Source organism: Anaerotignum sp., assembly GCF_045122575.1.
Classification (GTDB): Bacteria; Bacillota; Clostridia; order Lachnospirales; family Anaerotignaceae; genus Anaerotignum_A.
In genome coordinates this window covers 1-22,397 of record NZ_JBGVHV010000093.1, presented here as the reverse complement: position 1 = coordinate 22,397, position 22,397 = coordinate 1, and the positions used below count along the sequence as shown (strand labels likewise).

Sequence of the window (22,397 nt, the reverse complement as noted above, 5' to 3'; positions counted from 1 at the left end):
GGTGCGCTGGATGTGAAAGTAAAATATACTCTGACAGATGAAAATGAGGTTAAGATCGAATATGACGCAATGCCTGCGGAAGATACGATCATCAACCTGACAAATCACAGCTATTTCAATCTGAACGGCCATGATTCCGGCAATGTACTGGATCATGAAGTCTGGATCGATGCAGACAGCTACACAAGAGCAAACAAAGAATCTATCCCTACAGGGGAAATCGTTCCCGTAGAAAATACACCCATGGATTTCCGTGTGAAAAAAGCGATCGGCAAAGAAATCGGTGCGGAATATGAAGCACTGATCTTCGGTAACGGTTATGACCACAATTGGTGCCTGAACAATAACGGTCAGCTGGCGAAGGTTGCAGAAGCATCTTCCGAAAAGAGCGGCATTTCCATGGAAGTATATACAGACCTTCCCGGTGTGCAGATGTACACAGGCAACTTCATTTCCAAAGAACTGGGCAAATCCGGCGTGGTATATGAAAACCGTCAGGGGGTATGTTTCGAAACACAGTATTACCCCGACGCAGTAAATCATGAAAATTTCCCTTCTCCTATTTTTAAGAAGGGTGAAATGTATCACACAGTAACAATTTACAAATTTGTATAAAGGAGAGATGTGAAAATGAAAGTATTGGTATTAGGCGGTGCAGGTTATATTGGTTCTCATACAGTATATGAACTGATCGAAAACGGTGCAGAAGTAGTAATCATCGACAATCTGGAAACAGGCTTTGCGGAAGCAGTTCATCCCGAAGCAACATTCTATCAGGGTGACCTGAGAGACAGAAACTTCCTGGACACAGTACTGGGCAAAGAAAAAGATATCGATGCAGTGATCCACTTCGCAGCAAACTCTCAGGTTGGCGAAAGCATGACAAATCCCCTGAAATACTATGACAACAACATCTGCGGTACAAAAACACTGCTGGAAGCTCTGGTAGCACACGGTATCGATAAGATCGTATTCTCTTCCACTGCAGCAACATACGGCGAACCCGAACGTATTCCTATTCAGGAAGGTGACAAAACAGAACCTACAAATGCGTATGGTGAAACAAAACTTTCCATGGAAAAAATGTTCAAATGGGTAGAAAAAGCACACGGTATGAGATATGTTTCCCTGCGTTACTTCAACGCATGCGGCGCACATAAGAGCGGCGAAATCGGTGAAGCACACAACCCCGAAACACATCTGATCCCCCTGATCCTGCAGGTGCCTCTGGGTAAAAGAGAACACATTGCTGTATTCGGTACAGACTATCCTACAAAAGACGGTACATGCATCAGAGACTACATCCATGTAACAGACCTGGCAGCAGCACATATCCTGGCTGTAAAATATCTGATGGCAGGCAACAAGAGTGATATCTTCAACCTGGGTAACGGCGTAGGCTTCACAGTAAGAGAAGTTATCGAAATGGCGGAAAAAGTAACCGGCGAATCCATCAAAGTAGTGGAAACAGAAAGAAGAGCAGGTGACCCTGCTGTGCTGATCGCATCCAGCGATAAAGCAAAAACTATCCTGGGCTGGAATCCTAAACACGATAGCCTGAGTGAAATTATAAAATCCGCATGGAAATGGCATAAAAACCATCCATACGGATATAAAAACGAAAACTAAAATTAAAATTAAAATTAAAATCAAGTGATTGTCTGCGGCGGTTCGCTTTGCAAATGCTTGCGAAAATCCGAAGGAGACATCCCGTTTTGCTTTTTGAAGAGGCGGCTGAAATACAGAGGATTGTCATAACCGACGATCTCTGCGATATCAGTGATATTATAGGAAGTTGTTTCCAATAGCGTCTGCGCGTTGGAAATGCGAATAGAGAGCAGATATTGGGCAGGGGTAGCGTCCGTATATTCTTTGAAACTGCGGATAAACCAGCTGACGCTCATATGGTTTTCAGCCGCATAAGCTTCAATGCTGATGGGTTTATTATAATTTTCGTGAAAATAACGAACAGCAGCATCCATTTCCTGCATCAAGGCGTGGTTCTTGTTGCGGGGTTTGCTGTTAATGGCACGATGAATCAGGATCAAGAGCTGCTGAAGATATGTTACCAGCAGCTCTTCGTAGTCTTCTCTGCAAAGTTTCAGTTCCTGAATGATCTGCAGGAAGATTCTCTTATATTCCAGAGAAGTGCCTGTATGGATCACGTGCATATCATCAGAGATCCCATATTTTCGTATGATATTTTTTACATTGCTTCCCGTGAAGTGGAGCCAGTATACTTCTGTATGGTCTATGCTGTAATAGAAGTATCTCTGTTCTTCCTTGGGTCGATAAATGACCATGTTTCCGGCATTCACAATTTTTTCAACACCGTTGAAAAAGAAGTGGGCTTTCCCGGAAGCGATATACAGTATCTGGTAGTCCAAACGTCCTCTGGGACGATGGGTCGGCAGCTTGGGTTTGGTAAATAAATGATACGTGCCGCAGCTGCAGACAAACAAAGGGCGGCTTTTGTCTTTAAAATCAAGCACTTTATTGTGCCAATAGGCGGAATCCATGTACATAAATATCATCCTCCATATATGAAAATTAGACTTACGAATTTGATTTATGTATCTTAATGAGATTTCTTATCAATAATTGTATCATTTTATGCATGTTTTGTCTAATTGAATTTATGGTTCTCTCTGAAAAGAAAATTTATAATAAAGACAACACAGAGGTGTACAGAATGATTATTAAAAAATATTATGAAGATCCCCATATGTTGCATGAAAATACGATGCCTAACAGAAGTTACTACATTCCGGCATCCAGAATGATGCACAATCTGGTAGAAAATAGAGAAGAATCCGATAGATTTCAGCTGCTGAACGGCAACTGGGGATTCAAATATTTCTCCAGTATCTATGATCTGGAAGAAGAATTTTACATGAACAATTTTGATGTGAGTCAGTTTGATTCCATCCCTGTTCCCGGGGCTTGGCAGAATTTTGGGTACGACTCTCATCAATATACTAATATTCGTTATCCCTTCCCTTTCGATCCTCCATATGTACCCCAGGATAATCCCTGCGGTGCATATGTGTGGGATTTCGACTACAAGAGAAAAGATGATGCACCCAATGCATATCTTGTCTTTGAAGGCGTTGATTCCTGCTTCTATGTGTGGGTCAACGGCAAATATATCGGTTACAGTCAGGTTTCTCGCTCCACAAGCGAATTTGATCTGACAGATGTTCTGCAGGAAGGTAAAAACCGTCTGGCAGTACTGGTGCTGAAATGGTGTGACGGCAGCTATATGGAAGACCAGGATAAATTCCGTATGAGCGGCATCTTCAGAGATGTTTATCTGCTGCATAGACCTAAGGAAGGCATCTTCGACTATTTCATCAAAACAGAACATACTAAAGATAAAGCTGTAGTAACAGCAGAAATTACTTATTTTGATAAAACCGTTCCTACAAAAGTTACTCTGATGAACAAAGAAGGTGCGGTATTAAGTACAAAAGAAATTAAAGAAAGTAAAGAAAACAACACAACAGCAGTATTCGAAATCGAACAACCTACTTTGTGGAATGCAGAAACTCCTTATTTGTACACAATTGTTTTCGAAACTGCCGATGAGGTGATCACAGACCGTGTCGGGATCAGAAAAATCTCTATTGAAGACTGCGTAGTGAAATTAAATGATAGGCCAATCGTTTTTCATGGTGTTAACAGACATGATTCCGATCCTGTCACAGGTCCAGTGATCAGTATTGCACAGATGAAGAAGGACATGGAAATGATGAAGCTGCATAACTTCAATGCGATCCGCTCCAGCCATTATCCCAATGCACCTTATTTCTATCAGCTTTGTGATGAATACGGTTTCTACGTAGTAGGCGAAGCGGATAATGAAAGCCATGGCCCTTGTGAAATCTATTACGAAAATAACGAATTTGAATATAAGAGCAAACGTTGGAATGAAACAATTTCCGATAATCCCGAATATATCGAAGCAACGGTAGACAGAGTAAAACGCTGCGTGGAAAGAGAAAAGAATCGTCCTTGTATCGTGATCTGGTCTATGGGTAATGAATGCGCTTACGGCTGCACTATCGAAGAATCCCTGAAATGGACAAAATCCTTCGATAACAGCAGACTGACACAGTTCGAAAGTGCAAGATACCACGGTGAAAATCGTAAATATGATTTCTCCAATCTGGATCTGTTCAGCCGTATGTATCCTCTCTTCCATGAAGTGGATGAATATCTGAACAATGATCCAGACAAGCCTTTTATCCTGATCGAATACAGCCATGCAATGGGCAATGGTCCTGGCGACTTCGAAGATCATTTCCAGCTGTTCCATGAAAATGATATCATGTGCGGCGGTTTTGTATGGGAATGGTGCGATCATGCGATCTATAAAGGTCAGGCGGAAGACGGCAGAGCAATGTACTACTACGGCGGTGACCACGGCGAAGAAGTGCATGACAGCAACTTCTGCATGGACGGTCTGGTATATCCTGACCGCAGACCTCATACAGGCCTGATGGAATATAAAAATGTTTATCGTCCTGTCAGAGTGAAAGCGTTTGATCAGGCAACAAAACAGGTTACACTGCAGAGCTATCTGGATTTCACAAATACAAAAGATGCGATCAGAATGATGTATGAACTGCACTGCGATGGTCAGACACTGCAGTCCGGTGAACTGACAGGTCATGATATTGCGCCTTTTGAAACAGCAGTGCTGGAAGTACCCGTTTCCGTACCTGAAAAAGGCCGTGCATTCCTGAAAATCAGCTATTATTCTGTAAATGCGACAGCACTGGTTCCTGCAGGTCATCTGCTTGGTTTTGATGAAGTTCCTCTGGATAATGCAGACAGCAGAAACCAGAAGGTTGCAGAAGCACTGGAACAGTTTGGTAAAGCAGGTAAAGATCTACAGGTAGAAGAAACTGTAAAAGAAGTAATGGTAAGCGGTGAAAACTTCCGTTACTGTCTGGATAAACGTACAGGTCTGTTCACAAAACTGGAATTTAACGGTATCGATCAGATCGAAAAACCTATGGAAGTGAATATCTGGCGCGCACCTACAGATAACGATATGTATATCAAACTGGAATGGTATCGTGCAAGATTTGACAAAACAAAAACACGTGCGTATGAAACAGAAGTAGAGCAGCAGGATGGTTGTGTTGTGATTCATACAAGAATGTCTCTGGCAGCGGATGCAGTACAGAAGATCCTCAAAATGGATACAACATGGATGATCGATGGTCAGGGTATGATTTCCATGAAAATGAATGTAGAAAGATGCCCTGAATTCCCTATGCTGCCTCGTTTCGGTATCCGTCTGCATCTGAAAAAAGATATGGATGGTATCAGCTACTACGGCATGGGTCCTATGGAAAGCTATATCGATAAACATAGAGCAGCTTCCCATGGTCTCTATTCTGCAAAAGCAGCACAGCTGCATGAGGATTACACAAGACCTCAGGAAAATGGCAGCCACTATGACTGTTCTTATGTAATGGCAGAAGGAACAGACAGCGGCCTGGCGGTATTCTCTGAAAACGGTTTTTCCTTCAATGCTTCTATCTATACACAGGAAGAACTGACAGAAAAGAAACACAACTTCGAACTGGTACCCGCGGAAAACACAATCCTGTGCCTGGACTATGCGCAGAATGGTATTGGTTCCAACAGCTGCGGCCCCGAAGTATTAGGTAAATACAGACTGGATCAGAAAAACTTTGTATTCCAGCTGACAATGAAACCTTATCAGAACTAACAGAATCAGGGGACGTTCTTTTATGCATGCACATCAGTAATGTATACGCAATTCAGGGGGAATAATTTATGGAAGAAAGTATTTAAAGTGGTATAACAAGGTTGGTTATGGCTCCGGTGATATTGCCGGCAACGTGGTATATGCTTTCCTGTCCGCCTTTGTAATAGTTTATCTGACAACCGTTATTGGCATGGACGCCGGCATCGTAGGTACACTGATCGCTCTGTCCAAACTGATGGACGGTGTGACAGACGTATTTTTTGGTACGATGATCGACAAAACAAAAACAAAAATGGGGAAAGCGAAGCCCTGGATGCTGTACGGTTATATCGGCTGTGCCATCACACTGGCAGCGATCTTTGCGGTTCCTGTAAATATTGGCCCTAAAGCACAGTATGCATGGTTCTTCATTGCGTATACATTGCTGAACGCTGTGTTCTATACAGCAAACAATATCGCTTACTCTGCACTGACAGCTCTGATTACAAAAAACAGCAGAGAACAGGTGGAAATGGGTTCCTATCGTTTCATCTTTGCCTTTTCCACCAGCCTGATCATCCAGTCTGTCACTCTTGCTTTCGTTGAAAGAATGGGTGGCGGTGCCGAAGGCTGGAGAACAGTTGCGATCATTTATTCTGTGATCGGTCTGATCGTGAATACTATTTCTGCTCTGTCTGTAAAAGAATTGTCTGAAGAAGAGCTGAAAGAAGGAAGCGAAGAGAAAGAAGAAAGAGAAGAAAAATATACACTGATCGATGGTGCAAAACTGCTGATCGCAAACAAATACTATCTGATGATCAGCTCCATCTATCTGCTGTAGCAGATCTATCAGGCAATGCTGAACGTTGGTCTGTTCTACATGATGTATGTACTGTTCAATGAAAGCCTGTATCCTAAATTCTCCTGGGCGATCAATATCCCTTTGATCATCGCACTGGTGATCACACCTCATCTGGTAGAAAGATGGGGCGGTGTTTATAAACCCAATCTGATTGGCTTTACAACATGTATCTTCGGCCGTGCGATGGTGGCAGTTGCAGCATATTTCGGCAGCATCCCCATGATGCTGGTGTTTACAGCAGTAGGTGCTTTTGGTATGGGCCCTTGGCAGGGTGGTATGAACGCTGTTATCGCATCCTGCTCTGAATATACATACCTGACAAAGAACAAACGTGTAGACGGTACAATGTATTCCTGCACATCCTTTGGCCTGAAACTGGGTGGCGGCCTGGGTATGGCGATCACCGGCTGGCTGATGGACTTCAGCGGCTTTGACGGCAGCCTGCAGGTTCAGCCTCAGTCTTGCGTAAACATGCTGTCCTTTATGTATCTTTGGATGCCTGTAGTGATCCTGATTGTGATCACATTGATCATGTCCAAACTGGATGTTGAAAAGGTAAATAAAGAACTGAAAGCAGCAAAATAAAAAAGAGAACGTGATAAAAGAGAGTGGTTTTTACCGCTCTCTTTTTTTCTGTATTTTGCATTTTCTTTGAAAGGCTTCGTGACGAAGCAGGTAAGGAATGATATAATAAACAGAAAAAGAAAAAAGGAGAGGATTTTATGATGTTACATCATTCAAAAAAATGGATCAGTCTTTCTCTGGCAGCGATGCTTTCTGTATCTACGGTACAGCCGGTGCTGGCAGCTGTTTCCTATATGCCGGATGTGACCGCAGAAATGTCGCATGCATCTTTCTGGGCGGATTATCATGAAGGATACAGAGATGTTATTCTGACACAGGAAGAAATCACTGCCTTTAACCGTGATACAGCCCTGGCGGAAGGCACGATGGTGATGGATCTGAAAACTGGTTCTGAAACATACAATGGTATTTCCAAAAATAATGCCCTGCGCACATCTTCCACGTCTGATGCCCAGTATTATCAGAGCTGGACATACGATGAAAATGGCTATAAAACAGATTGGGCATATTTTCAGGAAATGATCGACAATACGCAGGATAAAAATGCAAAAGAAGTGATGCCTGTGCGTTATGGTGTAGCGGTCAACAGAACGATCGTGCAGGTATTCCCCAGTGATAAATTCCTGCTGGATGATCCGAATGACAAGGACTCTGACAATATGGCGCTGAGCGCAGTGCCTGTGAATGAACCGGTGCTGGTTTATTCCACTTCTGCAGACGGAGAGTATTATCAGGTTCGGATTGCAAGCTGTTCCGGCTGGATTCCTGTAAAAGACGTTGCGATCTGTGCGGATAAGGAAGAATGGCTTTCTGCCTGGGATCTGCCTTCGGAAGAACTGCTGGTGGTTTACGGCAATAAAGTTTATACCGACAGATCCTATGAAACTCCCCAGACTTCCCGTCGTATGCTGACAACGGGCACTGCGCTGGAATTGGTGACAGATCTGGATGTAGATCAGCGTGTGGGCAACCGTTCTCCCTATCATAATTATGTGGTTTATCTGCCTGTCAGAAATGAAGACGGCAGTTACAGCCAAGAACTGGCGCTGATCCCTGAAACAGCAAAAGTACATATTGGCTATCTGCCTTTGACCATGGAAAATATTGCTATGGTTTCCCTGAATCAGCTGGGGGATGCCTATGGCTGGGGCGGTATGCTGGATGTGGAAGACTGTTCTGGTATGGTTCGTACGGTTTATTCCTGCTTTGGTCTGGAAATTGCCCGAAACGGCAACTGGCAGTGGAACATGAATATGGAAAAAATCGATATGACAAATATGTCTCTGGAAGAAAAATGCCTGATCCTGGACGAAATGCCTATGGGTTCTGCATTGTGTTTCAATGGACATGAAATGATCTATCTTGGTAAAGTAGACGGCAAATATTATGTAGTCAGTGCGGTAGGTACGATCATGAGCCCCGATACCGGGAAGCGACTGAACACCAGAGAAGTTATGATCAATACACTGGATGTGAAACGTGCCAATGGCATGACATGGCTGGAAGCGCTGAATAAGGCTTTTATGCCCTGCTATGGGAAGGTAAATGGCAAAACATACGATTTTCCTGATAACCAGTGGTACCACGATGCGGTGACCTATTGTCTGTCGAAAGGGATCATGAAAAATAAAGCAGATGGCATGTTTGGTCTCAATGATGTGACGACCCGTGCCATGGTAGCGGAAGCATTGTGGGCAATGGAAGGAAAACCGAAAACATATACCCATTGCTTCTTCAGCGATGTAGGGGAAGCGCATCCACAGAGAACAGCCATCACATGGGCGGCAGAAACAGGGGTGATGGCCGGCTATGGTGATAACACCTTTGGTGCTGCAGATGTCGTGACAAGAGAGCAGATGGCTTCGATCCTCTGGAGATACGCAAAGAATAAAGGCTATGATGTCAGTGTAGGGGAAGAAACCAACATCCTCTCTTATGAAGATGCTTTCAGTATCAGCGAATATGCGGTTCCTGCAATGCAGTGGGCTTGCGGCGCGGGGATCATCGGCGGTAATGATGATGGTACACTGCAGCCAAAAGGTCAGGCGCAGCGGGTGCATACAGCACAGATGCTGATGAAATTTGCAAAAAATGTGAAGTAAATTAAAAAAAGGCGAAATCTGTTTGGCGGAGTCCTGATAAGAAAACAAAAAACCGAAAGAAATCCTTGATCACAAGGGTTCTTTCGGTTTTTGATTTCTGTAAAATATTTTCTGAAGCCGCTGCTACAGTGGTTTCGGCTATTTATTATTTGTTACTCGGAAAGCGCTGCAGAAATGCCGCCATTTGTGTCTGGGTACATGTAATATCGGGACTGAAAGTGGTCGGGGAGGTACCTGCGGTGATGCCATTTTGGAAGGCCCATAGAATGGCATCATAGGAAGCGCTGTCAGCAGATACATCTGTAAAGGGCATTTTTGTGTTTTTAGGGGTAGGAGAACCTGCTGTTTGCCAGAGAAATGTAATCACCTGTGCGCGAGTTTGGGTGACTTCAGGGGTTAAGGTCGGCGTGGGGGTGTTAGAAGAGAGAGTTTCTCTGATGGCAGCTTTGAATACATCTGCCAGCACCCTATGGCCGTTCGTATTGGGATGGAAGTCAAGGTTGATGGTCGCGATGTTAGGAACTGCGTTGTAAAGATCATTTCTGTTCGTCTGTTTAAGGTCAAATGCTGTTTTAACATCAGCGACAGTGTATCCCCCGGCAGCGGCACTGGCTGTGATCGTATCGTTTAATCTGGATACGCCGTCTTCGATCCCTTTATAGAAGGAATGGAACAGTGGATTACCTGCGAACTCAGCATAAGGATTGTACTGGGTGGCAACGATAATTTTAGCATTGGGGTTTGTACTTTTAAGCAAAGCGGTGATTTCGATCAGCATTTGCTGATAGGCTTTCAGTGCATCTGTAAATGCCTGTGTGTTGATCACGTAGGCTGCATTTTCTTGGTTGAGCAGTTGCTCGGCAATATGCAGAAGGGAACTATGCTGTGTCAGATTAGATGGATTCAGTCCACTGATCATTTTGCTTACATCAGTGACGCCAAAATTAGAATGATTTTTGGCATTATAAGCTTCTGCTATCCTGGCATACAGCAGGCCCATGATGTCGTTTCCGCCTGCGGTAATGGTGATGACATCAGCTGCAGCGACCGTTTGTGCAGGAATAGAGCCGCTACGGAGTTGTGCGGCAATACCTGCTACAGTATTACCGTTGACTGCTTTGTTGGTTACGGCATAATCATTTCCAAGCAATGCAGTGAAGCGCTCTGCCTCTGCATTTGCAAGGGCGTAACCTGTGGTGATGCTGTCACCCAGTGCCAGAATATGGATCGGATCAGCTGCTAAAGTAGTTGTTGGCAGGAATCCTGTTGTTATGATTATGGTGAGAAGGATACATATGATTCTGTCTTTCATTCTCTTTTCTCCTTGGATATTATCGTATATACAGCAATGATTGTTTGAATGCTATCATGTCAAAAATCATAGCGTTTTTGTGTTTTCCATTGCTTCTTCAAATACATCCTGCAGGGAACTTTCTGCTACCAGTGCACCCACATAGGTGTTGGAACCCATGACCCAGATCAGGTCGTCTTTACGAATAACAGTGTTAACATCAGGCATGATGATAGGATAACCATCTTTTTGCAGGCCAAGCACAACACAATGCCATTTGCTGCGGATGATACCGCTTCTCAAGGGTTTATTGACGTATGCTTCCGTACCTGTCACATGGATGGCACAAATGGCCAGTGCATTATCAGGATCAGGATATCCGCTGTCCATAAATGCTTTCAGTGTTCTGGGTGGTTTGGGTGGCTTTGTTTTTACCAGACGATAGAAGTTTTCGATGGCTTTCGGGTCGCCCAGAACATAAAATTTATCATTGGGCAGGATCACGGCTTTGGGGCCGGGCAGGATCGTCTGTTTTCCGCCGTGTCTGATTTTTACAATATAAACGTTGAATCGTTTGCCCCACTGGAGGGAAGCCAGCGGAACGCCCAGATAATCTGCATCATGGGGAGCGATCATGGAGATGATATGGAGTTCTTCATGCAGCCATGTATGCTGTGTATTGCCATCTTTGCTGGCATTTTCGATGATACGTTCATTCAGATTTCGCAGAAACTGTGTTTCCAGCCTTAAATAGGGCACAGAGAAAAATTCGCTTTTTGCCATGATCAGAACATAGACCATGCAGATGATAAACAGGATCCAAAGAGGCAGATCAAAGAACACATACAAAGGCATCATAGCGATGGAAGAGATCAGTGCCAGTTTCAGGAAAGTCATTACCAGCAGTGGTAAATGGTTGGATTTTTTCTTCAGCCATAGACAGGTGTAATGATTATTATGAGGATCCATCATGGGGCGGATGAATACGGCAATGATCAGAAAGATACCGACAGTTGTCAGTAATTCTGCAGGGAATTCGCCGGTTTTTTCCAGTAAAGCAGGTTTCAGCCATTCTATGCAGGAAATGGCAACCACCAGCATGATAATGCCGTAAATCCCGATGCGGGAAACATATCTGCGGATATATGCATTCCAGTCCTGATCTGTTGCATCCTCTGTCTGCTCGGAAGAGGTATACTGATCGATTTTAGTAACCAGCGATGCAGGCAGCCTGCGCTGCAGGAGGGCAATCGATTTATCCGAATGCTTGATCAGAAAAGGTGTCAGGAAAGTCGTGATCACTGCGGCAGATACGATGATGGGATAAAGATATGCATCCATCACGCCTAAGCTCACGCCGAGGCTGGCGATGATAAAGGAAAATTCCCCGATGGGAGCCAGAGAGAAGCCGCTCTTGATGGCGGTGGCCATCGTCTGTCCGCTCAGCAGCATACCCATCGTAGCAAAGATCAGCTTGGAAATTACTGCTACAAGAGTGATCAGTACGATCATGGGCGCGTATGTTACGATGGCTGCAGGATCTACCATCATACCGACAGAAAGGAAGAAGATAGAAACGAACATATCCTTTACGCCTTTGGTGATCTGTTCGATACGCTCTGCGTGTATTGTGCCTGCCAGAAGGGAACCGGCAAGAAATGCCCCCAGTTCGGAAGAAAATCCTAAGAAATTTGCGATCAATACCATGCCGAAGCAAACTCCCAGAGACAGGATCAGCAGCATTTCGTCAGTCATCAGATCGATGACTCTGTTCAGAAATGCAGGCAGCATGTAAATGCCAAGGATCAGCCATACAACCAGATAACACAGCATCAGGGTCAGATTGACCGCCAGTTCGGAACCGGAAACGTTTCGGCTGACGGAGATCGTAGAGAGGATAACCAGCATGAAAATTGCCAGAATGTCTTCCATGATCAGCGTACCCATGACCAGCTGTGCATATTTTTCATTTTTAATGCCCATTTCTTCGAAACTTTTCTGAATAACAGCAGTGGAACTGATGGAAAGCATGCATCCCAGAAAAATACAGTTAAAAGCAGACAGTCCTAACAGATGGCCGACAAAAATACCGGTCAGGATAACCCCAAGTATTTTTACCAGGGCTGATGTGACGGCGGTACCGCCCATCTGCGCCAGTTTCAGCAGGTTAAATTCAAGACCGATATAGAACATCAGAATAATAACGCCGATTTCACTCCATAGATCGATAGAAACAATATCTTCCACGTTTAAAAACATGGGGAAATAAGGACTGATGAGGAAACCGGCCAGAATGTATCCAAGGATCAGGGGCTGATTGATTTTTTTGAAAAGGATCGTTACAAACCCGGCGGTCAATAGCATAACAGCCAGATCAGTGATCATATCAGGTAGAGCCATAGTGTTCTCCTTTCTTTTGTTGCTTTTTTATATATAAATGATATCGGATAGAAATGAACGGAATATGAATTTTTATCAATAAATGTTATTTTATCAAAAAAAGGGACAAAAAAACAGAGTATCATTTGTAATGATCGATTTTTGCTGAGAGAAAAAGTTAAATAAGGATGAAATGGAATATGAGATTGGAAACATCAGAGAGGCAGATATTCCAGTGAAAATTTTTGTAAGATGGAGAAAATCTGACTAATATTGGTGGAAGTCATAAAAAGCAAGGAACCGTGATGAAATTATTAGAAAAGATGTTATAATAAAACGAATGAAACTAAAGAATGAGGTGATTTCATGCCTTTTGAAATCGTAAGAAATGACATCGTAAAAATGCAGGCAGATGCTATTGTCAATACAGCCAATCCATACCCCGAAATCGGAAGCGGCGTGGATACGGCCATACATACTGCGGCAGGCCCCGAACTTCTGCAGGCAAGAAAGTTGATCGGCAACATTGCCCGCGGTGATGCTGCAATTACTCCTGCTTTCGGGATGCAGGCGAAATATGTGATCCATACGGTAGGCCCAGTCTGGGAAGGCGGAAATGTAGCAGAAGCGGAGTGCCTTCGTTCCTGTTATCGGAAATCTCTGGAACTGGCACAGGAAAATGGCTGTGAATCGATTGCTTTTCCTCTGCTGGCAACGGGGAACTATGGATTTCCAAAGGATCAGGCACTGCAGATTGCAGTCAGCACTATCAGTAATTTTCTTCTGAAACATGATATGATGGTTTATCTGGTTGTGTTCCATGAAAAGGCCTATGCCCTTTCGGAAAAACTGTTCAAGGATGTGCAGTCCTATATCGATGAGCATTATGTGGCAGAAAAATTGGAAGAAGAATATGCAAAGAATCTGCCCTATGGGGAACTGCTGGAAAGAAGGATGATTCGGGAACGCCGTGAACGGTTAAAAGAAGTGACACTTCCTATAAGCAATGATATCATGCCTGACTTTGTGGTAGGATGTGGTTCTATCAGTCTGGAAGATCTGCTGCAGGAAGAAGAAATGACATTTTCCGAAGCATTGCTGGACTGGCTCATTGCAAAAGACCTGAACGACCCCGATGTATATAAAAAAGCCAATATCGACCGCAAACTGTTTTCCAAAATCAGAAACAACCCTGACTATAAGCCGAAGAAAAATACAGCCATTGCCCTTGCACTGGCTTTGGAACTGGATCTGGAAGAAACAAAGGAATTTATCGGCAGAGCAGGCTATGCCCTGACCCACAGCAGTAAATATGACATTATCATCGAATATTTCATTCGACAGAAAAACTACAACGTATTTGAAATCAATGAGGTATTGTTTGCCTACAATTATCCATTGATCGGAGCGTAAATTGTCGCCTGACAGGCGACCACGACCTCCCTGCGTTTTCGTATACTTTAGATGTAAACAAGAGATGCGAAAAAACGGGGAGGTTTTTATTATGAGAAAAAATTTAACAGAAATCATTTTTATTCTGGATAGAAGCGGTTCTATGGGCGGTCTGGAACAGGATACTATCGGCGGTTTCAACAGTCTGATCGAAAAGCAGAAAAAGGAAGACGGCGAGGCATATATCTCCACGGTGCTGTTTGACCATTCTTCTGAAGTACTGCACGACAGGGTCGATCTGGATAAAATTCAGCCCATGACAGCAAAGGAATACTATGTCAGAGGCAGTACTGCTCTGCTGGATGCAGTTGGCGGTGCCATTCATCATATCGGCAATGTCCATAAATATGCCAGAGAAGAAGACAGACCCGAAAAAACCATGTTCATCATCATGACAGACGGCTGTGAAAATGCTAGCAGAACGTATCGTTACAATGAAATCAAGAGAATGATCAGCCGTCAGAAAGAAAAATACGGCTGGGAGTTCATGTTCCTTGGCGCAAATATCGATGCTGTCAGTGAAGCGAGAAAATTCGGTGTGGATGAAAATATGGCGGTGGAATACCACAGCGATAAAAGAGGTACAGCAGTCAGTTACGGAGCAGTATGTGACGCAGTATCTGCCTGCCGTTCCTGTGGTGCAGTGCCTCCAACATGGAAGAAAACCATTGAAGAAGACCGTAAAAACAGAAGGAGGGATCGCTGATGCTCGGGGCGATTTTAGGGGATATGAAACAGGTTTTGAGAAAATTTGAGGAGAATGTCTTATGAAAAATAACTTTCTGGATAAAAATCATCTGATCGTTGAAAAAATTAGAGCATTCCGAGCAGAACCAACAGGCGAATCTTATGGTGCTATCCTGATGCAGATCCGTGAAAATATGCAGGCAGACGGGCATTTTCTGATTCCCGTCTGGAGGGCGGAGGATCAGGACATCGACGACCATTCCTTTAACCTGCATCAGCTGCAGACAGAAGACGGCGGTGCATGGTTGGTGGCATTCACCGATGAAGAAGAAATGCAGAAAGGGCAGGAAACAGGGATTGTTTCAAATTTTATCGATACATTTTTCGATATGGTTTTTTCCACATCCTATGTGGAAGGCTTTATCCTGAATCCTTGGGGTGATAGTAATTTTACTTTTACAAAACCTATGATGCAGTCTGTCGTAGACAGATATGATCTGGAAGAAGATACTGCAAAATCCAATGAACTGCTGAATAAAGCGATTCGCTTTGCAACAGAAAGACACGCAGGCGGTGTAAGAAAAGGAACAGACAGACCTTACATCGGTCATCCACTGGAAGTGATGAATATCCTGAATCGTATGGAGGCAGACAATAACCTGATGATGGCAGGTCTTCTCCACGATACAGTGGAAGATACAGAAACTACTTACATGGATATCAAGAATGAGTTTGGCATGGATGTAGCGGCACTGGTGGCGGCTCATACTAAAAATCCTGATATGACTTGGGAAGAAGTACGCAGACACAAAATTGAAGAAATGGATGAGGCATCTTTCCGTGTAAAACTGCTCATTATGGCCGATATGACTGCAAATCTCAGAAGTCTCTGGAGAGATTACAGACATATTGGAGATAAACTGTGGGAAAGATTCAATGCACCAAAGGAAAAACAGGCGTGGTATTATGGCGCGATGCAGGATAAACTCTGGGAAATGCAGAATTATCTGGAAACAGCGGAGATCTATTGGGAAATGGTAGGGCTGTATAAGGATCTGTTCGTGGATTTTCATGTTGATGATAAGGCCGACAGAATTTATCAGAATTGTGCGGATGGCACCTGTTTTGTACTGGCGAAAAATGATTTGTTGTGGAAGTCTGCAGAAATGCCTGATGAACTGCCTGTAGTCCCCAGACATCTGGCGGAAAGGATCGAAGATAACTGGAGAGATCTGATGAGTCAGTGATGTCAGGTTAATATAATATTCGTAAGTACATCGTTTTTTTACTCTGCGGCACCTTTGTAAGTGTAATGTGTTATGTGAAGTGTTGATTGGCTGGAATGTAGGTGTTTTTAATAGTATATATTTTTAGAACGTGCGTGATAAGATTTAAGTAAAGAGCAGGGAGTATTGCTTTTAAACAATTTCTGATATATAATGAAATTGCAACTGAATAAACAGCGGGGAGCTTGTGTTACAGGCTGAGAGGGAGATAACGATCTTCGACCCATATACCTGATTTGGATAATGCCAACGTAGGAAAGCCTGTGTGACAAAGATTTTAAGGGAGTTACCAAATCAAAGGTAACTCCTTTTTAGTTGCAGAAGGGGGTGAAAGAATGGTAAAGATCAATGGCACAGAACTGGATGTCAGCGGTAAAACAGTAGCGGAATATCTGAAAACAACAGACTATAATCCTATGCGTATTGCCGTAGAACGAAATGGTGAAATTGTTCCAAAAGCGACTTACGCGGAAACAGTTTTACAGGATGGAGACAGTGTGGAAATCGTGAATTTTGTAGGAGGTGGCTGATTTGGGCTGTATTCCGAGTAAAGGGGAAATGCAGCGAACACTGGAAGCAAGACATGGAAAAGAACTGCAGGCAAGGTTTACAGACAGCACCGTCGCCGTCTGCGGCTTAGGGGGGCTTGGCTCAAATATTGCCGTTTCTCTGGCAAGAGCAGGCATCGGCAGGCTGATCCTGATCGATTTTGATCGGGTGGATATCTCCAATCTGCATCGGCAGCAATATCAGGCGGATCAGATTGGCTGCTGCAAAACCGACGCATTGCAAGAAATTCTGCAGAAGATCTCTCCCTATACAGATATTGTGACCCATACGGTTCGTGTTACGGAGGAAAATCTGACAGAACTTCTGCAGGATGCGGATATCATCTGTGAGGCCTTTGATGATGCGGAAGCAAAAGCCATGTTAGTCAATGGTGTTTTGGAAAAATTACATACGAAATATCTGATCGCTGCTTCCGGTATGGCAGGGCTTGGTTCTGCCAACAGTATCAAAACCAGAAGGGTCATGAAACGATTTTATTTGTGTGGAGATGGAGTCAGCGATGTGGCAGATGATATTGGTCTGGTAGCCCCTCGTGTGATGCTTTGTGCAGCCCATCAGGCACAGATGGTCCTTCGGATCCTTTCCGGTCACGATGAACCATAAAGAAAGAAGGGTTATTTATGCAGAAAGAAGACAAACTTATTATCGGCGGTCACGAATTCAACTCCAGATTTATCCTCGGTTCCGGGAAATATTCTCTGAAACTGATCGAATCTGCGGTGAAGGATGCCGGTGCGGAAATCATTACACTGGCGGTGCGCAGAGCCAACACAAAGGAACAGGAAAACATTCTGGATTATATTCCCCAAAATGTTACGCTGCTGCCCAATACATCCGGTGCAAGAACTGCGGAAGAAGCGGTACGTATTGCAAGACTGGCAAGAGAACTGGGCTGTGGTAATTTTGTAAAAGTAGAGATCATGCGTGACAGCAAATATCTCCTGCCCGATAACTACGAAACCATCAAGGCGACAGAAATTCTGGCAAACGAAGGTTTTGTCGTTATGCCTTATATGTATCCCGATCTGAATGTAGCCCGTGATCTGGTAAATGCAGGGGCGGCAACGATCATGCCTCTGGCATCTCCCATCGGTTCCAATAAAGGTCTGGCAACCAGAGAATTTATTCAGATCCTGGTAGACGAAATCGACCTGCCCATCATTGTAGATGCCGGTATCGGCAGACCTTCTCAGGCCTGTGAAGCCATGGAAATGGGCGCAGCGGCAATTATGGCGAACACAGCCCTTGCCACAGCGGGTGATCTTCCCCTGATGGCGGCAGCATTCCGTCAGGCCATCGAAGCAGGCAGAAAGGCTTATCTTTCCGGTCTGGGCAGAGTGTTGGTCAGAGGTGCATCTGCATCCGATCCACTGACAGGCTTCCTGCATGACTAAGGAGGGATCGCGATGGAAAACAAATTTTTTGTGGACTCCGAGCATCTTTCTCCCGAAATGCTGAAACGCAAGCATGAACTGGAAGAAAATCCTGCGGCAAGAACCAACCACATGGAATATATGCCGAATATGGAAGTGATCGAATCCGATGTCTGTGCAATGGTGATGAGCCAGATGAAAGCCTATGATTATACCAGCTATACGGCAAGAGATGTTCGGGCGGCTTTAGACCATGAGACATGTTCTGTGGAAGATTTCAAGGCACTCCTTTCTCCTGCGGCAGAACCGTTTCTGGAGGAAATGGCGCAGAAAGCCAGACTGGAGACCAGCAAACATTTCGGCAATACGGTGTATCTGTTCACACCCCTGTATATTGCCAATTATTGTGAAAACTACTGTGTGTACTGCGGGTTCAACTGTTATAACCATATCAACCGCATGAAGCTTTCCATGGAGCAGATCGAAAGAGAAATGCAGGTTATTGCAGACAGCGGCATGGAAGAGATCCTGATCCTGACCGGGGAAAGCAGATCCCAGAGCGATGTGAAATATATTGGCGAAGCCTGTAAACTGGCGCGGAAATATTTCCGCATGGTCGGTCTGGAAATTTATCCCGTGAATACGGAGGAATATCGCTATCTCCATGAATGTGGTGCAGACTACGTGACGGTTTTTCAGGAAACCTATGATACGGATAAATATGAGACACTGCATCTGTTAGGCCATAAGCGCGTCTGGCCTTACCGTTTCGATGCGCAGGAAAGAGCCCTTCGCGGCGGTATGAGAGGCGTAGCCTTCTCGGCATTGCTGGGTCTTTCTGATTTCCGAAAGGATGCATTGGCCAGTGCCCTGCATGTATATTACCTGCAGAGAAAATATCCCCATGCAGAAATGTCCTTATCCTGCCCCAGATTGAGACCGATTATCAACAATGACAAGATCAATCCGCTGGATGTGGGCGAAAAACAGCTGTGTCAGATCATCTGTGCATACCGTATTTTCCTGCCTTTTGTCGGTATCACCGTATCCTCCCGCGAAAGCAAATCTTTCCGCGACGGCATCGTGAAAATTGCCGCAACGAAAGTATCTGCCGGCGTTTCTACGGGGATCGGCGACCATGAAAGCAAATATACAGGCAAAGAAGCGGAAGGCACAGAAGGTGACGAACAGTTTGAGATCGATGATGACCGCAGCTTCGCAGAAATGTATGACGATATGGCGGAGGAAGGACTTCAGCCGGTGCTGAATGATTATCTTTATGTCTGATATTTTGTGTGTTACAAATCGAAACCTGTGCAAAGAAGATTTTTTGCAGAGGGTGGAAAAGATCGCTGCAAACCATCCCAAAGGGATCATCCTGCGGGAAAAAGATTTAAGTGAAGAAGAATATAAAAAATTAGCAGAGAAAGTATTACGGATTTGCGAAAAATATCATGTTCCCTGTATGTTGCACAGTTTTGTGGATGTGGCATTAGAACTAAGAGCAGAAAATATTCATTTACCCCTGTATATCCTGCAGGAGCTGGATGAAAAAACAAAAGAAAAATTCAAAATCATAGGAGCATCCTGTCATTCGGTGGAAGAAGCGCAGGCAGCAGAAAATCTGGGCTGCACTTACATTACTGCAGGTCATGTTTTCGTGACAGATTGTAAAAAAGGGCTGGCTCCCAGAGGACTGGACTTTCTGAAAAATGTTATAGAAAGCGTGTCGCTTCCTGTATATGGCATTGGTGGCATTGATCATAAAAACATCCATGCGGTACGCAACATAGGGGCGGCCGGAACCTGCATTATGAGCGGCTTGATGAAATGTGATGATGTGTTTGATTTTATGAAGGATTTTGAAATAAAAGTATAACGTAACTGGATAATGAGTTTTTCTGACGATTTGAATCAAATCGACCGTTAAACGGAAAGGCAGAAGGGGAGCGCCTTGGGCCTTGCAGAAAACAACAGCGATGGGAAGCCGTGTTCCGGCGTGAGAGGAGACCATGAAGTTTCGACCGAATTTTAATGAAAAAGACCGGAGGTCTGGTCTAAAAATTTTCGGGAGAACGCTGTTGAGAGACTCGTTCTCCCATTTTTATGCAGTTATTTGAAAATCTACAACAATGAGTGAAAAAGGCAGAAGCATTTCTACCTTCTTTTTTATTTTAAATTATACCCATTCTTCTGCATGAAGAAATAGTGTTGCTGATGCAGATAATCCCTTGCAATATCCAGTGCTTCGCCAATCTCTGGAAATGAATGATTTCTCTTTCTCGTAGGAAACGAAGGGGAGTCAGTACAGCAGGGGCATCTGTCAGGGCGATCAGGTATTCGTAAGTCGACCGTGCTTTCTGTTCTGCTGCGTCTTTGTAAGTGTGACGTGTTATGTAAATCAGTTGGTATGGCGTACTTGCGGATTTTAGATTTTATGTTTTTAAATTTTAAAACTGTATCATCCCTGCAATAGAAGACCATAGACGATTGATGAGTTAAGAAATGGCTTGAAATCAAGGTTTCTAGAAAGGTATAAAGTCCAAGAGTGGTTGATTTACTACCAGCTAATACCAAAGAAAATGAGCCGCTGTAAAGTGATTTACAGCGGCTTTTTATGTTGAATTTTGATACTGGAATAGAAAGAGTTTTTCTACAACTATAGATATTTTTTGAAAAAATGTGGTATAATCAATCAAACGACAGGAAAGGTGGTGAGAAGCATGAAAACTGTATATGAAATTATGCATGGTGATAGAAAGGTTGCGTGGTTAGATACTCAGGGGCACTGTAAGATTTATTTTAAAAACTTTATGCCGTTTAGTTTGTATCTTGAAGAAACAGAGAATGATATTGATATTTTAGTAAACAACGTTACAAATTTTTATCATTGGTGTGCCAGCAGAATTCTGACATTAGATCGTCAATATGCTAAGGCGATTTTAAATAGTATTGGTGCTTCTCAGGCATTTACTGATAAAGAGCGTGCAAATATTGCTTTGACTTATAAATGTTTATCCTTAACTGATATTTATTGGGTAAGAAATAAAGGTGAAAAGATTTCTTTTGAAAAAGTAAACTTATATGAAAATCATTTGGCTAATGCCCTTGTAGATGTATCATTAAGAGGAAAACAGCCTTCTGTGCATAATGAACATCTTGCAAAAGAAGAAGCAGCAAAAGATCTGGCGACAAATGGATGTTATCCGAAGGCATGGATTAGGGGAACGGATCATTTCCAGCTTTATAAAGATGGTGGAGAAGACATAGTAGAAAATGAAGTTCTTGCAAGTAAAATTTGTCAGTGCTTTGACTGTAAACAGGTGAAATACTCACTAGGTGAATATGATGGTGAAGCAGTTTCTATCAGTGATATCATGACTACAAAAGAGTACTCGATTGTTTCTCGAGAAGCATTTGAGATTTATGCTGTAAATAAAGAGATAGATCCAATGAAATATATTTTAAGATTAGATGCTTATTCTTTTTATATGATGAATATTCTGGATTATCTGATTGGTAATGTGGACCGCCATTGGGGCAACTGGGGTTTCCTTATTGATAACAAGAAAAACAAGTTGATTTCTTTGCATCCACTGATGGATTTCAATTTGTCTTTCAATGCATATGATACAATAGATGGATCGAATTGTCAGACAGTTATGCCGCAGCGAATGACACAGAAAGAAGCTGCGTTGGTAGCTGTGAAAAAAATTGGATTGAATCAAGTGGCAGAAATAGAAAAAAGCTGGTTTGCAAATAGAGAAAAAGATTATGATATGCTTATAAGTAGATTGGCAGTATTAAAGGAATATAATAAATAATTTATTTAAATTCATTTTATAGTTAAACAAAAAAGCTTCTGCAATGAATGCGTTAAAGTTTTATCAGAAAATGGGTTATAACCATGTCAATGGTGAATTTGCCATCGATGATGAAGATTCTTATACATTAGAAAAGTTCCGCTGAGTGATCGGCGGATTTTCTGCGTTTTGCTCTTTTTGTATATTTTCCTTCTCCTTGAAAACAATGACAGTGGAAGACAAAAATAAGGAGTGGAAAGATGATAAATAACTGAAAAATTT

17 protein-coding genes, 1 pseudogene and 1 riboswitch are annotated in these 22,397 nt (G+C 43.3%); of the genes and pseudogenes, 14 read left to right on the top strand and 4 right to left on the bottom strand.

What is annotated here, in order from left to right; all coding sequences use genetic code 11:
• Positions 1-615 (top strand): aldose epimerase family protein (locus ACJMLT_RS04155; RefSeq protein ID WP_405727018.1); only part of this gene is annotated, 615 nt, incomplete at its 5' end.
• Between the two features lie 15 nt (positions 616-630).
• Positions 631-1,629 (top strand): UDP-glucose 4-epimerase GalE, encoded by a 999-nt coding sequence (gene galE, locus ACJMLT_RS04150; protein WP_405727015.1) that lies wholly within the window; start codon positions 631-633, stop codon positions 1,627-1,629.
• Between the two features lie 20 nt (positions 1,630-1,649).
• On the opposite strand, the gene ACJMLT_RS04145 is transcribed toward galE, so the two are convergent.
• Positions 1,650-2,525 carry a helix-turn-helix domain-containing protein gene (locus tag ACJMLT_RS04145; RefSeq protein ID WP_405727012.1) on the bottom strand — a complete coding sequence of 292 codons (876 nt, stop codon included), beginning with the start codon at positions 2,523-2,525 and terminating at the stop codon, positions 1,650-1,652.
• A 167-nt stretch (positions 2,526-2,692) separates the two neighbouring features.
• On the opposite strand from ACJMLT_RS04145, the gene ACJMLT_RS04140 reads away from it, so the two are divergent.
• The 3 genes and pseudogenes from ACJMLT_RS04140 (at position 2,693) to ACJMLT_RS04130 (ending at position 9,274) form a co-directional block, all read left to right on the top strand.
• Entirely contained in the window at positions 2,693-5,746 is a 3,054-nt protein-coding gene (locus ACJMLT_RS04140) for a glycoside hydrolase family 2 TIM barrel-domain containing protein (RefSeq protein ID WP_405727009.1), read from the top strand.
• A 64-nt stretch (positions 5,747-5,810) separates the two neighbouring features.
• Positions 5,811-7,172 (top strand): annotated as a pseudogene (locus tag ACJMLT_RS04135) (MFS transporter).
• A 137-nt stretch (positions 7,173-7,309) separates the two neighbouring features.
• The gene (locus ACJMLT_RS04130) at positions 7,310-9,274 is read left to right on the top strand and encodes an S-layer homology domain-containing protein (RefSeq protein WP_405727006.1); all 1,965 of its coding nucleotides are present in this window, start codon (positions 7,310-7,312) and stop codon (positions 9,272-9,274) included.
• Between the two features lie 145 nt (positions 9,275-9,419).
• Here ACJMLT_RS04130 and ACJMLT_RS04125 read toward each other — a convergent pair whose 3' ends face one another.
• Together ACJMLT_RS04125 and ACJMLT_RS04120 are read right to left on the bottom strand one after the other, a co-directional pair.
• Positions 9,420-10,586, bottom strand: coding sequence for a GDSL-type esterase/lipase family protein (locus ACJMLT_RS04125; RefSeq protein WP_405727003.1), 1,167 nt, complete (start codon positions 10,584-10,586; stop codon positions 9,420-9,422).
• A 66-nt stretch (positions 10,587-10,652) separates the two neighbouring features.
• Positions 10,653-12,965 (bottom strand): cation:proton antiporter domain-containing protein, encoded by a 2,313-nt coding sequence (locus ACJMLT_RS04120; protein ID WP_405727000.1) that lies wholly within the window; start codon positions 12,963-12,965, stop codon positions 10,653-10,655.
• 345 nt (positions 12,966-13,310) lie between these two features.
• On the opposite strand from ACJMLT_RS04120, the gene ACJMLT_RS04115 reads away from it, so the two are divergent.
• From ACJMLT_RS04115 to ACJMLT_RS04080, 8 genes are all read left to right on the top strand, one after another.
• Complete coding sequence (locus tag ACJMLT_RS04115) at positions 13,311-14,357, top strand: macro domain-containing protein (protein ID WP_405726997.1); 1,047 nt, start codon at positions 13,311-13,313, stop codon at positions 14,355-14,357.
• Positions 14,358-14,448: 91 nt separating this feature from the next.
• Complete coding sequence (locus ACJMLT_RS04110; protein WP_405726994.1) at positions 14,449-15,102, top strand: vWA domain-containing protein; 654 nt, start codon at positions 14,449-14,451, stop codon at positions 15,100-15,102.
• Positions 15,103-15,163: 61 nt separating this feature from the next.
• Positions 15,164-16,330: an SseB family protein gene (locus ACJMLT_RS04105; protein ID WP_405726991.1), complete on the top strand. Its 1,167-nt coding sequence runs from the start codon at positions 15,164-15,166 to the stop codon at positions 16,328-16,330.
• Positions 16,331-16,536: 206 nt separating this feature from the next.
• Positions 16,537-16,647, top strand: a riboswitch (TPP riboswitch).
• 57 nt (positions 16,648-16,704) lie between these two features.
• Positions 16,705-16,899 carry a sulfur carrier protein ThiS gene (gene thiS / locus ACJMLT_RS04100; RefSeq protein WP_405726988.1) on the top strand — a complete coding sequence of 65 codons (195 nt, stop codon included), beginning with the start codon at positions 16,705-16,707 and terminating at the stop codon, positions 16,897-16,899.
• On the top strand, positions 16,892-17,542 hold the full coding sequence (thiF, locus tag ACJMLT_RS04095) for a thiamine biosynthesis protein ThiF (RefSeq protein WP_405726985.1): 651 nt from the start codon (positions 16,892-16,894) through the stop codon (positions 17,540-17,542). The genes thiS and thiF overlap by 8 nt, the downstream gene beginning before the upstream one ends.
• Positions 17,543-17,559: 17 nt before the next feature.
• On the top strand, positions 17,560-18,333 hold the full coding sequence (locus ACJMLT_RS04090; protein ID WP_405726982.1) for a thiazole synthase: 774 nt from the start codon (positions 17,560-17,562) through the stop codon (positions 18,331-18,333).
• A 12-nt stretch (positions 18,334-18,345) separates the two neighbouring features.
• On the top strand, positions 18,346-19,599 hold the full coding sequence (gene thiH, locus ACJMLT_RS04085; protein ID WP_405726979.1) for a 2-iminoacetate synthase ThiH: 1,254 nt from the start codon (positions 18,346-18,348) through the stop codon (positions 19,597-19,599).
• A complete protein-coding gene (locus tag ACJMLT_RS04080) occupies positions 19,580-20,191 on the top strand; it encodes a thiamine phosphate synthase (RefSeq protein WP_405726976.1) in 612 nt (203 codons plus the stop codon). Before thiH ends, ACJMLT_RS04080 begins: the two co-directional genes overlap by 20 nt.
• Positions 20,192-20,486: 295 nt before the next feature.
• On the opposite strand, the gene ACJMLT_RS04075 is transcribed toward ACJMLT_RS04080, so the two are convergent.
• Positions 20,487-20,708 (bottom strand): manganese catalase family protein, encoded by a 222-nt coding sequence (locus tag ACJMLT_RS04075; protein ID WP_405727021.1) that lies wholly within the window; start codon positions 20,706-20,708, stop codon positions 20,487-20,489.
• Positions 20,709-21,035: 327 nt separating this feature from the next.
• On the opposite strand from ACJMLT_RS04075, the gene ACJMLT_RS04070 reads away from it, so the two are divergent.
• Positions 21,036-22,136, top strand: coding sequence for a hypothetical protein (locus tag ACJMLT_RS04070; protein ID WP_405726973.1), 1,101 nt, complete (start codon positions 21,036-21,038; stop codon positions 22,134-22,136).
• Positions 22,137-22,397 lie beyond the last annotated feature (261 nt).